This window comes from Hydrogenophaga atypica, assembly GCF_042665215.1.
GTDB classification, from domain to species: Bacteria; Pseudomonadota; Gammaproteobacteria; order Burkholderiales; family Burkholderiaceae_C; genus Hydrogenophaga; species Hydrogenophaga defluvii_A.
Genome location: NZ_JBHTCA010000011.1, coordinates 1 through 14564 on the forward strand (window position 1 = coordinate 1; position 14564 = coordinate 14564).

A 14564-nucleotide genomic window follows, 5' to 3' on the forward strand; every position below is an offset into this window, starting at 1 on the left:
GTGGAAACGTGCCGGCGTTGAAGGCGTGCAAGCCATGGACGGCATCGAGACACACGACTGTTTCACCACCACCGAGTACGTGGCCATCGACCACCTGGGGCTGACGGCGCCGGGGCAAAGCTGGCGGACGGTGGAAGACGGAACCATTGAGCCCGGGGGCAAGTGCCCCATCAACATGAGCGGCGGCCTGATCGGCTGCGGGCACCCGGTGGGTGCGACGGGCACGCGCATGGTGTGGGACGCGGCACGGCAAGTGACGGGGCAGGCCGAGGCGATGCAGATCGAGGGCGCGCGGCGCATGCAGACCTTGAACATCGGCGGCTCCTGCGCCACCGTGGTCAGCTTTGTGGTGGAGCGGGGCGCGTGATGCCAACCACCAGTTTGTGGATCTGGTCCGCCTGGGTGCTGCTGAGCGCCGTGTGGTTGTGGGCCATGCCACGGCCGTGGGGGCCGGGCTGGTGGTACCCGCTGCTGCCCGTGGGCGCTGGTGCGGTGCTGGTACTGGTACTGGGCGAGTCCGCACTGGGCGACAGCTTGCTCGCTCACTGGATGCTGGCGGGCGTGTGGCTGTGGGGCGGGCTCACCGTGGTGTGGGTGCTCAGCCTCATCAGGCGCGACGCCAGCATCATGGACGTTGCCTTCGGCTACCTGTTGCTCGCCCTGCCATGGTGGTTGTGGCTGAGGTTGGGGGCCAACCCCCTGGCCTGGCCGCTGCTGGTCATCAGCACCCTGGGCTTTGGCCGCTACAGCCTCTACATCACCTGGCGCAACCTGCCGCATGGCGAGGACCCGCGCTACGCCCGCTGGCGCGAGCGCGGGGGTGCCCGCTGGTGGTGGTGGAGCTACTTCCAGATCTTTCTGCTGCAGGGCGTGGTGCTCTGGGTGTGGGTGATGCCGCTGGTGGCATCGATCGCATCGCCGCAACCGTTGGGTATCTGGCATGTGCTGGGCGCGCTGGTGTGGCTGCTGGGCTTTGTGTTCGAGGCTGGCGGCGACTGGCAGCTCACCCGCTTCAAACGCAACCGGACCAACTCGTCGCAGTTGCTGGACAGCGGGCTGTGGGGTTTGACCCGCCACCCCAACTACTTTGGCCAGACCGCCATGTGGTGGGGGTACGCCATCGTGGCGGTGGCCTCGCCCTGGGGCTGGTTGGGGCTGGCCTCGGCGGCCTACATCACCTGGTTCATGTACCGGGGCTCCGCCACCTCGTTGATGGAGCGCCACATGCAGAAAACCAAGCCCGGTTACGCCGCGTACTGCGCGCGTGTACCGGCCTTCTTCCCGCGCTGGCCGCGGCCACGCTCCGCCTCACAGAACGAGATCACCCCATGACCCACGCACTTATCATCGACGCCGTGCGCAGCCCGCGCGGCCGTGGCAACGACAAAGGCAGCCTCAAGGCCATCAAGCCGGTGGACTTGCTGGCCCAACAACTCAAGGCTTTGCAAACCCGCACCGGCGTGGACACCACCGAGGTGGTCGATGGTGCCTTCGGTTGCGTCACGCAGACCGCAGAGCAGGGCGCCAACATCGGCAAGCTGGCCCTGGTGTGCGCCGGCTGGAGCGATTCGGTCTCGGGCTTCACGCTCAACCGCTACTGCGCTTCCGGTTTGAGCGCGGTGCAGTGGGCGGCGAGCCAAGCGCTGGCCAACGATGCGCTGGCTGTGGCCGGGGGCATCGAGATGATGTCGCGCGTGCCCATGGCGTCCGACCAGGGGCCGTTGACACACGACCTGGAATTCCAGCGTGAGACCATGCTGGTGCCCATTGGCGTGGCTGCCGATGCCATTGCGACGCGGGAGGGCTTCACCCGCGAGCAATGCGACGCCTACGCCGTGGCCTCGCAGCAGCGCGCTGGGGCGGCCCGCGATGCGGGGCATTTCCGCTCGGTGGTGCCGGTCACGGGTCCTGACGGCAGCGTGCTGTTGGCGCAGGACGAAACCCCGCGTCCACAGACATCGATCGAGGGCCTGGCGGCCATGGCGCCCGCCTTTGCCGCGATGGGCGAAAAGTACGGTGTCGATGCGCTGCTGTGCAAACACTACGGCTTGTCGCGCGTGGACCATGTGCAGCACGCTGGCAACTCACCGGCCACGGCCGACGGCGCGGCGGCGGTGCTGGTGGCCAGCCCGGCCGCCGCCGAGCGCTTGGGCCTGAAGGCGCGTGCGCGCATCCTCGCCACGGCCGATGCGTCGGTGGACCACACCTTGGCACTCACGGCAGCGGTGGACGCGACCCGCAAGGCGCTGGCCCGGGCAGGGCTGACCGTGGACGACATCGATTTGTTCGAGGTGAATGAATCCTTCGCTGCGCTGATGCTGCACTACATGAAGCACCTGAGTGTGCCCCACGAGCGCCTCAACGTCAATGGCGGTGCTATCGCGCTGGGTCACGCCATGGGTTCCACCGGCAGCGCGCTGGTGGGCCTGGCGCTGGACGAGCTGGAGCGCAGGGGTGCGCGGCGCGCCGTTGTTGCCATCTGCGGCGCTGCTGGTGTTGCGGTGGCCATGGTTGTGGAACGGGTCTGACCTGGGTTCACCTCATGCCCAACACCATCGACCGCGAGCTGATGCGCGAGGCGCTCTCGAGCAGCACACTGAGCCACGGGCTCAAGCTGTTCGGTGACCGCTGGACGACGCAAGTCGCGCTGGGCGCTTTCACCGGCCTTCGCCGGTTCGACGACTGGCAGGCGCGCCTGCACATTCCGCGCCACACCCTGGCCGACCGCCTCAAGGCACTGGTGCATATGGACGTGCTGCGTCCACGCCTCTACCAGGAACGCCCCGAGCGCTATGCCTACCACCTCACGCGCAAGGGTCTGGCGCTGTACGACGCTGTGCTCATGATCTGGGATTGGGAGCACCGCTATGGCGACCGGGACTTGCCGCTGCCCACGCGCCTGGTGCACAAAACCTGCGGCCGTGCCTTCTACCCCGAGCTCTCGTGCACCGCCTGTGGTGAGGTCGTTGCCATGACCGACCTCCGCTTCAGTCTGGAGCCCAACCCGCGACTGCCCCACGACACCGCCGCGCCGCTGCGCACCCCGCGCCTGACCGCCGGCAGCGGCGCCGACATGGCGCTGGGCTTGCGCGTCGATCGTTGGAGCGTGTTGATCATCTCTGCGGTGGTGCTCGGTTGCCACTACTTTGACCAACTCTCCTACGTGCTGCGCATCGGCCCCAGCGTGCTGGCGCGCCGCTTGGCCAGTATGGTGGAGGCAGGTCTCCTGATTCAGCAACCCGATCGAGTGGATGCGCGCCGACGCATCTACCGCCTCACCCCGTCGAGCCGAGGACTCTTCGGCTACATCGTGTGCCTGTCCACCTGGGCCAGCGCGAAACACTTTCACGAACCCACTTCCATCCGACCCACGCACATGGCCTGCGGGCAGGACTTCATACCCCGAACCACCTGCGGTCATTGCCACCAGCCGTTGCTGCCGTGGGAGGTCGATTTCGAGATGCCAACCCACCCCCAGCCATGAACAGCAGTCTGCAGGTCTTCGCTCAACTCACCGCCAACGGCATTGCCGTGGGCGCTATCTATGCGCTTGTCGCGCTGGGCATCGTACTCATCTACAAGGCCACCGAGGTGCTCAACTTCGCCCACGGTGACCTGCTGGTCGTCTCGGCCTTCACCGCCTGGGGGCTGATCACCGTGATGGGGCTGCCCTTCTGGCTGGCCATGCTCATCACCGTGGCCATGGCCTCGCTGTTGGCCTACGGACTGGACGCGCTTGTCATCCGCCGTATCGCTGGCCAACCGCAGTTCGCGGGGGTCATGCTCACCATCGCGTTGGCCTTCATGCTGCGCGGTTTGGTCAGCATGGTGTTTGGCCCCGAGTCGCGCAACTACGCCACGCCATGGACGAACCAGACGGCAGAGGTGGGCGGGCTGGTGGTCACCCAACTTCAGTTGGTCATCCTGGGCTTTGCGCTGGCGGTGACGGTGGTGCTGTTCCTGTTCTTCCGCCACACGCGGCTGGGTGTGGCCATGCAGGCGGCTTCGCAGAACCAACTGGCGGCCTACCTCAACGGCGTGCGCGTCAAACGGGTGAATTCGCTGGTGTGGGCGCTGGCCGGCGCCACTGCGGCGGTGGCCGGCGTGCTGCTCGCACCCATCACGCTGGTGGACATCAGCCTCTGGTTCGTCACCCTCAAGGCGCTGGCCGCGCTGGTGCTCGGCGGGTTCGGCAGCATCCCCGGTGCCATCCTCGGCGGCCTGCTGATCGGCCTCATCGAGCAGTACGCTGGCGTCTACATGCCTCAGGGAACCAAGGACATCGTGGCTTACCTGGTGCTGATCGCCGTCCTCATCATCCGCCCCCGTGGCCTGCTGGGCGAAGCCCACGGCCGCCGAGTTTGAAACGCCATGAAGTTCGACTACAACACCCGATACCGCGACGGCTTCGCGCTTCTGCGCCACGCTGACCAGCGTGTGCTCTATGGCCTGCTGCTGGCGGCCTTGCTGCTGACACCGCTGTTTGCCACGCCCTTCCTGCTGGGCGAGCTGACGTATGTGTTCATCCTGTGCGTGGCCAGCATGGGCCTGATGGCGCTAACGGGCTTCACCGGCCAAGTGTCGTTGGGTCACGCGGCCTTCGTGGCCATCGGCGCCTATGCCCATGCCTACGCGCTGTCTAAGGGTGTGCCGCTGCTGCTGTCGCTGCCGCTGGCGGCGCTGGTGACTGGCTTGGCTGGCTTGCTGGTGGGCATTCCGGCCATCCGCGTTTCGGGGCTGTACCTGGCCATGGTCACCATGGCCTTCGCCATCATCGTCGAGCAGCTCATAGGTCACTGGGATTCGGTCACCGGCGGCTTCACTGGTTTGGCGGTCGAAGATCCGAGGATCGCAGGCTGGTCGCTGGGCGGTCCCAAGGCCTTTTACTACTTGTGCCTGGTGGTGCTGGTAGCGGTGCTGCTGGGCCTGCTCAATCTGCTGCGCTCGGCCATCGGCCGCGCGTTTGTGGGTGTGCGCGATTCAGAGGCAGCGGCCTATTCGCTGGGTATTCACGTCAACGCGGTCAAGGCATCGGCCTTCGCACTGTCAGCCGCCATCACCGGCCTGGCCGGTGCACTGCTGGCTCACCACATCAAGTACCTCACGCCCGACGGCTTCACACTGCTGCTGTCGCTGGAGCTGGTGCTCATGGTTGTGATCGGTGGGTTGGGCAGCTTGCGCGGGGCCATCCTGGGCGCGGTGCTCATCAGCCTGCTCCCCACCGCCATCTCGCGTATCAAGCCCATGCTGCCCGAGAGCGTGGCCAAGCAGTTCGGCCTGGAGATTTTCATCTTTGGTCTGGTGCTTGCACTGTTCGTGCTATTCGAACCCGCTGGCCTCAACGGACGCTGGCTCAAGTTGCGCGCGCTGTTCGAGTCCTTCCCCCTCTACCGGCGTGACACCTTCAAGCGCCAGAAACGTTATATGAAGTCGGAGCGTTACCGATGAGCACCCCTTCCACCCCCCACGCGCCGCTGTTGAGCGTGCGCGATTTGTCGCTGTCCTTTGGCGGCGTCAAGGCCATTGCAGGACTCAGCCTCGAGGTCAACGTCGGCGAGGTGTTGGCCGTGATCGGTCCCAACGGGGCAGGCAAGACCTCAATGCTCAACACCGTCACCCGCGTCTTCGACCCCACGGCGGGTCAGATCGTGTTCAAGGGTCAGGACCTGACCCAGGTGCCCCGCCACCGCATCGCGGCCCACGGCATTGCCCGCACCTTTCAGAACATTGAGCTGTTTGAGGCCGCCACCGTGATGGACAACCTGCTGCTGGGCCGTCACCGCTTTGACCACGGGGCCTGGTGGCAGCAGGTACTGCGCACGCCCGCCGTCACGCGCCTGGAGGAAGAGGCCCGCGCAGCCGCCGAGGAAGTGATCGAGTTCCTCGAGCTCTCGCCCTGGCGCAACGCCGTCATCGCTGGCTTGCCGTATGGCGTGCGCAAGGTGGTCGAACTCGGCCGTGCGCTTTGCACCCAGCCCGAGTTGTTGTTCCTGGACGAACCCGCGTCGGGCTTGAACCCCGAGGAGACGCGCGACCTGGCCTTTTGGATCGATGACATCCGCACTGATCTGGGCATCACCGTGGTCATGGTTGAACACGACATGTCGCTGGTCAGCGCCGTGGCTGATCGCGTCATCTGCATGGCACAAGGGGCGGTGCTGTCGCAGGGCACACCGGCTCAGGTGCAGGCCGATCCGGTGGTGATCGCCGCCTACCTGGGGGCGTGAGGATGACAGAAGGAAACGCGAACATGCAGGCATTGCTGCAAGTCAAGAACCTCGAAACTTGGTACGGCCCCATCGCGGCCATGCAAGGCGTCAACATCGAGGTCCGACCCGGTCGCATGGTGGCGGTGCTGGGGGCTAATGGCGCTGGCAAGACCACGTTGCTCAACACCCTGGCCGGTGTGATCGATCCGTTCAAGGGTCAGGTGCTGTTCTTGGGCCAAGCGGTGCATGGGCTGGACGCCGACGAGGTATGCCGGCGCGGCCTGGTGCTGGTGCCTGAGGGGCGCCAGGTGTTTCCTTTCCTGAGCGTACGCGACAACCTCGCCATGGGTGCCTACACCCGGCGCGACACGGATGGTGTGATCCGCGACCTCGAGCGCGTGTTTCAGTGGTTCCCGCGCCTCAAGGAACGCGAGCAGCAGCACGCTGGCCTGCTCTCGGGCGGCGAGCAGCAGATGTTGGCCATTGGCCGCGCGGTGCTGGCCCAGCCGCGCCTGCTGATGCTCGACGAACCGTCGCTCGGTCTGTCGCCGCTGCTGACCAAGGAGATCTTCTCCATCATCTGCCGCATCCGCGACGAGACCGGGACCGCGATCCTGGTGGTGGAACAGAACGCAGCCATCGCACTGGCACACGCCGACGATGGCTACATCATGGAGCTGGGCCGCATCGTCGCCGCAGACACCTGCGAGGCGTTGTCGCGCAAGGCCGACGTGCAGTCCTCTTATTTGGGCGGTGGCGAACAGCAGGGGCTGAGCGGCACGACTCAGCGCTGGAAGCGCCGGAAGACATGGCGATGAAAAAGATGGTTGACTATTCCCGATTCCATGGGCACGACACGCCCGCCCGTCTGTTCCGCGAGCGCTGCCGTGAGTGGGCCGACCGACCTGCGCTGCGCCGCAAGCACCGTGGCTTGTGGCAGAGCGCCACCTGGGCCGAGTACTACGCCCATGCGCGCGCCATCGGCCTGCGGCTGGAGGAGCTGGGTCTGTCGCGCGGCAGCGTGGTCTGCGTGCTCGCCGAGAACCGACCCGAATGGCTGTATGTGGACATGGGCGCGCAGTGCATGGGCATGGTGGGCAATGGCGTCTATCCCACGTCATCGTCCGATCAGGTGCTGCACATCCTGGCCGACAGCGACGCCGAGGCACTTTTCGTTGAGAACCAGGAACAGTTTGAAAAGGCGTTGGCCGTGCGCGCCCAATGCCCGGCGCTGCGCTGCATCGTGGTGATGGAGCGCGACGGCCTGCGTGGCTTCGAGGATGAACAGGTCTTCTTCTTTGACGACTTCCTGGCGCAAGGCGAGGCACTGGCCGCGCGCGACGCTGCGCGCTTCGAGGGCGCCATCGATGCCGGTCGCTCGGAGGATCTCGCCTTCCTGGTCTATACCTCGGGCACCACCGGAGCGCCCAAAGGCGCGATGATCCTCAACCGCAATGTGGTGTTCCAGCTCAACCAGGCGCCGGTCTACCTGGATGTGGTGCCGGGCGACAAGTCGCTGTCTTTTCTGCCGTTGTGCCACATTGCCGAGCGCATGGCGTCGGTGTTCAACCCGCTGGCGGTGGGGCTGATTGTGCATTTTCCAGAGGGCGCGGGAACCGTTTTCAATGACTTGCGCGAAGTGGCGCCGCATGTGGTGTTTGCGCCGCCACGCTTCTGGGAAAAGATGTACTCGCAGATCGATCTCTTCATGCGCGATGCGATCGCACCTGCGCGTTGGGTCTATCAGCGCGCGCGCGAACGTGGTGCTGCGGCGGTGGAAGCTCACCTGCGCGGCGAGACGGTGGCCAAACCCCCATTGGGAGACCGCCTGCTGCAAGGCATGGCGCTGCGCAATGTCCGTACCTTTTTGGGGCTGCAGAACTGCAAGAGTGCGCTTACTGGCGCTGCGCCCGTGCCGCCGGACCTGATCCGCTGGTTTTTGGGTTGTGGCATCGAGCTGCGCGAGGCCTTCGGCATGACGGAGACCACCGGCTTTTGCGCCGCAACGCCCAAAGGTGGCATCAAGCTGGGTTGGGCCGGCGTCAAAGGGCCGGGCATGGAGATCCGCATTGGCGCCGAAAACGAAATTCAGGTGCGCGGGCCCAACGTCTTCGGCGGCTACTGGAAGCTGCCCGACAAGACCGCCGAGGCGCTGGACGCCGAGGGCTGGCTGCTCACGGGCGACTGTGGTGAACTCGACGAGAACGGCTACCTGGCCATCCGCGATCGCATCAAGGACATTCTCATCACGTCGGGCGGCAAGAACATCACGCCCAGCCACATCGAGAGCCTGCTCAAGTTCAGCCCTTACGTGACCGATGCGGTCGTCATCGGCGATGGGCGCAAGTACCTGACCTGCCTGATCATGCTGGACCAGGAACACGTGGCGCGCCACGCGCAGGAGCACCAAGTGCCCTACACCGACTTCGCCAGCCTGACCCGTGCGCCCGAGGTGGTGGCGCTCATCCGCGCTGAGATTGATCGCATCAACCCGCAACTGGCGCGGGTGGAGCAGGTCAAGGATTTCCGCATCATCGGCGAACTGCTGACCGCCGAGGACGAAGAGCTCACACCCACAATGAAGCTCAAGCGCAAGGTGATCGCACGCAAGTACGCGCACCTGATCGACAGCATGTACACCGACTGACGTTTTTTTAGCCACCCACAAGGAGACAAGGCATGACACTCAATCGACGCCACCTGATCGCCACCGCCGCAGCGGCCGCCGCGCTGGTCTTGGGCAATGCCCATGCCGCCGGCGTTTCCGACACGGAAATTGTGATCGGTACCCACCTGGACCTCTCTGGCCCCACGGCCGCCGGTTCTCCCATGCTGCGCAATGCCATGCAAATGCGCATCGACGAAGCCAACGTCAAAGGCGTCCATGGCCGCAAGCTGCGCCTGGTGACGGAAGACAACGGCAGCCAGCCCCAGTTGGCCGTGCGCGCTGTGCAAAAGCTCATCCGCAGCGACAACGTGTTTGCCATCGTCAACAGCTTTGGTTCTGGCCCCAACGCGGCCACCGTCAAAATGGCCACCGACGCGGGGGTGGTGGTGTTTGGCCCTTGGGCGGCATCAGCCATCATTCAAAAGGTTGCGGGCAACAGCCCACTGCTGTTCACCACGGTGCAGAACTACGACACCACCACCGCCACGGGGCTTTCGTGGGCGGTGAAAAACTGGGGCGTCAAGCGCATCGGCGTGATTTATCAGGAAGGTCCTTTTGGTGACCTGATCCGCGCCGGCGTGTCGGCAGGCCTCAAGGACGCGGGCCTTTCACCCGTGGCCGAGGCCGCCTACAAGGTGGGGGATATCGACTTTTCCTCGCAGGTGGCTCGCATGAAGGCTGCCAACGTGGACCTGATCCTGGCCGGCACCGTGGTGCGCGAAACCGTGGGCGTGATGGCCGAGGTCAAGAAGCTGGGCTGGAACGATGTCAAGGTCGTCACCTCCCTGCCAGGGCGCAGCAGCATCGTGGCCCGTCTGGGCAAGGATGCAGTGGAGGGGCTTTACGGCCTGGGTGGCTGGAAGCTGCACGACAACGACACCACCGATGCTGCGGCCAAGAAGTTCCAGGCCGACTACAAGGCCCGCTTCAACCAGGACGCCGACGAAAACGCGGCCAATGCGTACTCTTACCTGGATTGGTTCATTGCTGGCCTCGAGGCCGCTGGTCGCAATGTCACGGCCGAGTCGTTCGCCAAGACCATGCAGTCGGTGCCTCATCAGGACTTCACCACCTACACCCGTCAGAGCTGGGCCAACAACCACGTGACACCCGAGCTGGTCTCCATCGACCAGGTCCGTGCTGGCCGTTGGGTGCAGATCGCGGCCCCGGTGGGCGGTATCGTCAAGTAAGGTCTGGTGCTGCCCTTTTGGGGCAGTGCCGATTAGGGCCTGTTCACTCTATTTTTCCGAGTGCGAACGAGGTGAAAACAGCGCCAATCTAGGCGCGCGACGACGGCCAGACTGGGCGTCTGGCCTAGGAGTGCAACGACGAGTGGCGCTGTTTTAACCCTGTTCCCTTCGGGTTGCGGCCAAAAAGGCCATGCGCGGCGTTGCGAAGCCTTGCCGGGGGCATACCCCGGCGGCGTTTCGCGCCTTGCGCATGGCCTTTTTGACTCGCAACGCATCTCGGAAAAATAGTGTGAACAGGCCCTAGATCTGCCTGGCACCATTCACTCGCGCGAGCTGCACGTGGATCAAGCGCGTCTGGGAACGGGTGCCGTCTTGAGCGAGCGCGTAGTCATCGTCACTGTTGGCTGCCAGCCTCCGATGTTGCGCATCAAGAGGTCAGTAAGCACCTCCTGATGCTTCACAACTGATGCATGAAACGCTGAGCGGCGAGGTGCCGCGCCAGCCGGTCATCCAACGGAAGGGGTTCGTGGCCGTGCCACGCCGCTGCAATGTCGCCGCACAGCAGTGCCAGGCACAGGCCGCGTGCGCCCATGGCTGTGCTCACCCACAGGCCGGGCAGTGCATGGGGTGCGATGGGGCCGACCAGGGGAACGCGATCGGCCACAGTGCAGCGCACGCCCGACCAGGGGCGGCTCATCTCGGCACGCGCACTGTTTGCGCAGGCGCCTCCCAGTTCCGGGAGCAGCTCGCCCAATTTGGCGAGATTGGCGGCGTCGTCGGCCGCATCGAGCAGTGCGGTCTGGCGGCTGCGGTCGAAGGTGGCCCCGCAGTACCAGGCGGGCCCCTCGGCGCTGGGCACATGCGGAATCAGCGCGCCGTGGCCGTTGATGGCGAAGCGGGGCAGGCGCGGTGTCTGGGCAGCGTGTAGCTGGCCGGTCATCTGACCACGCACCTCGTTCAGGGGCAAGCCCTGCGGACGCAGCGCAGCCAATGGCCCCGCCAGCAGCGTGCGGGTAGCGGGGCCGGCGGCCACGATGAGCCAGTCGGTTTCGGCCAGCGTGTTGCCCGTGGGGTCGCACACGTGCCAGCCGCTGGCCGTGCGCGTGATGGTGCTGACATGACAGCGCCCCTGCCATTGGATGCCAGGCTGGGCCAGCAGTGCGCGAACGAGGGCGGCCGGTTGTATCCAGCCAGCCCGCTCGTGCCACCAGGCAGGCGCGTCGGGTGGTAGGCCGACTGCGCGCAGTGTGTCGGGGTCGGCAGGCCGGGTCCAGTCGCGGCCGGCTTCAACGTTGGCATGAGGCCAGTGGCGGCCACGTCCAACGCGGTGCTCCAGTACGCCCGTGGCACCCCAGGAGCCGTCCAGATCGGCGTAGTCATGCAGGGTTTGCCACGTACAGCGCATGCCGGCGCGGGTGATTTGCGAGAGCCAAGCGTCGTCGGTGGACAGGTGGGGCCCAAACAGACCTGCAGGCAATCCCGAGGCACCGGCTGCGGGGTGTGCCGCTTGGTCCAGCACGGTGACCGTGTGCCCGCGGCGTGCCAAGCTGGCTGCCATCGCGGCACCTGCCAGGCCGCCGCCAATGACAACAGCCGAGGTCAACTGGGGGCGTTGGGGCAGCGGCTTGTGTGCAGACCAAGGCGGTGCAAAGCGACCGTGCAGGCTGTCTTGCTCGATTGGCCGCCTTGACTCAGTTTCGACGACAAAACCGTGGACAGTCAGGCTCGCACGCACCGGTTCTGCCCCTGTTGAGGTGGCGAACGGTGCGCCGGGCCGGCAACGGCGGGCCAGAGCGCTCATCAGTTCTGGCGCCCACATCCCGGAGGAATGGTCGGCATCGATGCTGCTGAGGTACAGCGTGTCGGCCAAGAAGTGCTGATGGGCCAGCCATTCGTGGCCGTCGGCTATGCCCAGGGTCAGCAGCACCTGGCCACTGTCCAGGCTGATCCGATGTGTGCCGGGCAGCAGGCCCCACCAGCGGTGGGCAAGGGCTTGCGCCATGGGGGCGAGTTCAGGCCAGTTTTCGGCCGCCTGGAGGAGGTCTTGGGCGCTTGCCGGATGGGCCTCGGTTGCCACGTAGTGGAGCAAACGGGGACGATGTGGGTCGTCGCGCCAGGCGGCCCAGGTGGCCAAAAAGTTCAGGCCCAGACCAAAACGGGTTTCAAGCACGATGAAAGCGTCTCGGCCACGCCAATGGGGCGGCAGACCGCCACCCTGGAGGAAAACCTGTCGGGCCTCTTGCAGGCCTTCGGCGCCAGTGTGAGCACGGGAGACGCCGTCAACGCGGGGGAGGTCAGGCTTGCCGCCCTCAGTCCCGCAGACCACGCCCCCGTTCACTTTCACTGTTCGGCAGGCGGCACGTAGCCGGCCGCAGCGTCGGCGCCTTCGCCGAAGAAGTGTTTTTCCATCTGGCGTGCCAGGTACTGGCGGGCACGCGCATCGGCCAGGTTCAGGCGGTTTTCGTTGAGCAGCATGGTCTGGTGCTTGAGCCAGCCTTGCCATGCCTCTTTGCTGACGCTTTCATAAATGCGTTTGCCGAGTTCGCCGGGGTAGGGCGGGAAGTCGAGGCCTTCGGCTTCTTTGCCGAGCTTGATGCAGTTGACGGTGCGTGCCATGGGGGATCCTTGGGAATGCGAAGTGGCGAGACTGTAGCAAGCTTTGGACGGCCCTTGGCTGCCGAGGGTGGCACGGTCGCCGGCCGCTGGAACTTTTGTGCGCTGCGGTGGCTCTGGAGGGCAGGCGTTCAAGTGCTGCCACGCCTTGCACGACAATGTGGGCCCAGGCGCCTGCCCCGTTTTATGTGTGTTTTGTCCTGAGGAATGAGTTTTGTCCACCGCTTTGCCCACCTACCACCCCAGCCTGCTTGAGCGCATGGGCCTGCACCCCCGAACCGTATTGGCTGTCATCGCTCTGGGTGCCATTGCCTTGTTGGCCTTTGGCCTGTACCTGCAGCACGTGGAGGGGTTGGAGCCTTGCCCGATGTGCATCGTGCAGCGTTATGCGCTGGTGCTGGTGGCTTTGGTGGCCGGCTTGGCGGCGTTCATACCCGGCCGCAAGGCCGCGTTGGGCGCCAGCGGCCTGGTGGTGCTCATCGCCGGGTTCGGTGCCTTTGTGGCCGCCCGCCAGAGCTTTTTGCAGTGGAACCCGCCCGAGATCGTCACCTGCGGGCGCGACTTCTACGGGATGATCGAAACCTTCCCGCTCAAGCGCGCCATTCCGATGATCTTCAAAGGCGGCGGCGACTGCGCGGCCATCGACTGGACTTTCCTGGGCCTGACGATCGCCAACTGGTCTTTCCTCAACTTCATGCTGATCATGGCTTTGTGCCTGGGCGTGCTGGCGGGCGCTTGGCGCGCCCGCGGCTGACCTCCAGGCAACCTGGCGCCGGGCCGCCCCAAGCCAGGTCAGCCCCCTCGGGGGGCAGCGACCCGCGCAGCGGCGGAGCGTGGGGGCTCACGCGTACATCGCCACCATTTTTTCCATGGCCACCGGCTGAATGCGGCTGGCCTGGCCGGCACACCCAAAGGCCTCAAAGCGCGCCACGCAGATGTCGCGAGCGGCCAGGGTGGCGTCCTTGAAGAACTTGCGCGGGTCGAACTCGCCCGGTGTTTGTGCCATGGTGCGGCGCATGGCCCCGGTCATGGCCAGGCGGATGTCGGTGTCGATGTTGACCTTGCGCACACCGTTCTGTATGCCGCGCACGATCTCTTCCACCGGCACGCCGTAGGTTTCCTTGATGTTGCCGCCGAACTCGCGGATCACGGCCTGCCACTCCTGCGGCACGCTGCTCGATCCGTGCATCACCAAATGGGTGTTAGGAATGGCCTGGTGGATGGCGGCGATGCGGTCGATGGCGAGGATGTCGCCCGTGGGCGGGCGGGTGAACTTGTAGGCGCCGTGGCTGGTGCCGATGGCGATGGCGAGCGCATCCACGCCGGTTTGTGCCACAAAGTCGCGTGCTTGCTCGGGATCGGTCAGCATCTGGTCGTGGCTGAGTTTGCCCTCGGCGCCCACGCCGTCTTCTTCACCCGCCTCGCCGGTTTCCAGCGATCCCAGGCAACCCAGCTCGCCCTCCACCGACACGCCCACCGCGTGGGCAAACTTCACCACTTCGCGCGTGACAGCCACGTTGTAGTCGTAGCTTGCGGGTGTTTTGGCGTCTTCCAGCAGCGAACCATCCATCATCACACTCGAAAAACCGCTGCGGATGGACTGCTGGCACACGGCCGGCGAAGCGCCGTGGTCCTGGTGCATGACGATGGGGATGTGTGGGTACATCTCCACCGCCGCCTCCACCATCTTGCGCAGAAACGGCTCGCCTGCGTACTTGCGGGCGCCCGCGCTGGCTTGCAGGATGACGGGTGCGTCGCACCTCTCGGCCGCCTGCATGATGGACAGGATTTGCTCCAGGTTGTTGATGTTGAAAGCCGGTACGCCGTAGCTGTGTTCGGCAGCGTGGTCCAGCAGTTGCCGCAGGGAAATGAGTGCCATGAAAA

The 14564-nt window shown here is 65.4% G+C and carries 14 protein-coding genes; 11 read left to right on the forward strand and 3 right to left on the reverse strand.

All coding sequences use genetic code 11. The features are described 5' to 3' along the window. The 10 genes from ACFQPB_RS14205 to ACFQPB_RS14250 all read left to right on the forward strand — a co-directional run. On the forward strand, positions 1-367 hold a 367-nt coding region (locus ACFQPB_RS14205), incomplete at its 5' end, for a thiolase C-terminal domain-containing protein (RefSeq protein WP_417453575.1). Next, positions 367-1332 carry a DUF1295 domain-containing protein gene (locus ACFQPB_RS14210; protein WP_382224491.1) on the forward strand — a complete coding sequence of 322 codons (966 nt, stop codon included), beginning with the start codon at positions 367-369 and terminating at the stop codon, positions 1330-1332. The genes ACFQPB_RS14205 and ACFQPB_RS14210, both read left to right, overlap by 1 nt. Further along, positions 1329-2528 carry an acetyl-CoA C-acyltransferase gene (locus ACFQPB_RS14215; RefSeq protein ID WP_382224494.1) on the forward strand — a complete coding sequence of 400 codons (1200 nt, stop codon included), beginning with the start codon at positions 1329-1331 and terminating at the stop codon, positions 2526-2528. The genes ACFQPB_RS14210 and ACFQPB_RS14215 overlap by 4 nt, the downstream gene beginning before the upstream one ends. Positions 2529-2542: 14 nt before the next feature. Beyond that, the gene (locus ACFQPB_RS14220; RefSeq protein WP_382224497.1) at positions 2543-3484 is read left to right on the forward strand and encodes a winged helix-turn-helix transcriptional regulator; all 942 of its coding nucleotides are present in this window, start codon (positions 2543-2545) and stop codon (positions 3482-3484) included. Beyond that, the gene (locus tag ACFQPB_RS14225; protein ID WP_382201555.1) at positions 3481-4365 is read left to right on the forward strand and encodes a branched-chain amino acid ABC transporter permease; all 885 of its coding nucleotides are present in this window, start codon (positions 3481-3483) and stop codon (positions 4363-4365) included. Before ACFQPB_RS14220 ends, ACFQPB_RS14225 begins: the two co-directional genes overlap by 4 nt. Before the next feature lie 6 nt (positions 4366-4371). Beyond that, complete coding sequence (locus ACFQPB_RS14230; RefSeq protein ID WP_382201557.1) at positions 4372-5448, forward strand: branched-chain amino acid ABC transporter permease; 1077 nt, start codon at positions 4372-4374, stop codon at positions 5446-5448. Then, positions 5445-6227 (forward strand): ABC transporter ATP-binding protein, encoded by a 783-nt coding sequence (locus tag ACFQPB_RS14235; RefSeq protein ID WP_382224500.1) that lies wholly within the window; start codon positions 5445-5447, stop codon positions 6225-6227. The genes ACFQPB_RS14230 and ACFQPB_RS14235 overlap by 4 nt, the downstream gene beginning before the upstream one ends. 23 nt (positions 6228-6250) lie before the next feature. Next, complete coding sequence (locus ACFQPB_RS14240) at positions 6251-7027, forward strand: ABC transporter ATP-binding protein (RefSeq protein WP_382201561.1); 777 nt, start codon at positions 6251-6253, stop codon at positions 7025-7027. Next, a complete protein-coding gene (locus tag ACFQPB_RS14245) occupies positions 7024-8856 on the forward strand; it encodes an AMP-dependent synthetase/ligase (protein ID WP_382224503.1) in 1833 nt (610 codons plus the stop codon). Before ACFQPB_RS14240 ends, ACFQPB_RS14245 begins: the two co-directional genes overlap by 4 nt. A gap of 32 nt (positions 8857-8888) precedes the next feature. After that, entirely contained in the window at positions 8889-10067 is a 1179-nt protein-coding gene (locus tag ACFQPB_RS14250; protein WP_382201565.1) for an ABC transporter substrate-binding protein, read from the forward strand. A 457-nt stretch (positions 10068-10524) separates the two neighbouring features. On the opposite strand, the gene mnmC1 is transcribed toward ACFQPB_RS14250, so the two are convergent. Together mnmC1 and ACFQPB_RS14260 are read right to left on the reverse strand one after the other, a co-directional pair. After that, the gene (gene mnmC1 / locus ACFQPB_RS14255) at positions 10525-12237 is read right to left on the reverse strand and encodes an FAD-dependent 5-carboxymethylaminomethyl-2-thiouridine(34) oxidoreductase MnmC1 (RefSeq protein WP_382224506.1); all 1713 of its coding nucleotides are present in this window, start codon (positions 12235-12237) and stop codon (positions 10525-10527) included. A gap of 170 nt (positions 12238-12407) precedes the next feature. Further along, positions 12408-12683, reverse strand: a complete 276-nt coding sequence (locus ACFQPB_RS14260; RefSeq protein ID WP_382200660.1) for an oxidative damage protection protein — start codon at positions 12681-12683, stop codon at positions 12408-12410. Positions 12684-12939: 256 nt separating this feature from the next. Between ACFQPB_RS14260 and ACFQPB_RS14265 the strand changes: the two genes are divergently transcribed. Continuing rightward, positions 12940-13434: a disulfide bond formation protein B gene (locus ACFQPB_RS14265; protein ID WP_382200781.1), complete on the forward strand. Its 495-nt coding sequence runs from the start codon at positions 12940-12942 to the stop codon at positions 13432-13434. Between the two features lie 87 nt (positions 13435-13521). On the opposite strand, the gene fba is transcribed toward ACFQPB_RS14265, so the two are convergent. Beyond that, positions 13522-14559, reverse strand: a complete 1038-nt coding sequence (gene fba / locus ACFQPB_RS14270) for a class II fructose-bisphosphate aldolase (RefSeq protein WP_382224509.1) — start codon at positions 14557-14559, stop codon at positions 13522-13524. Positions 14560-14564: the final 5 nt, after the last annotated feature.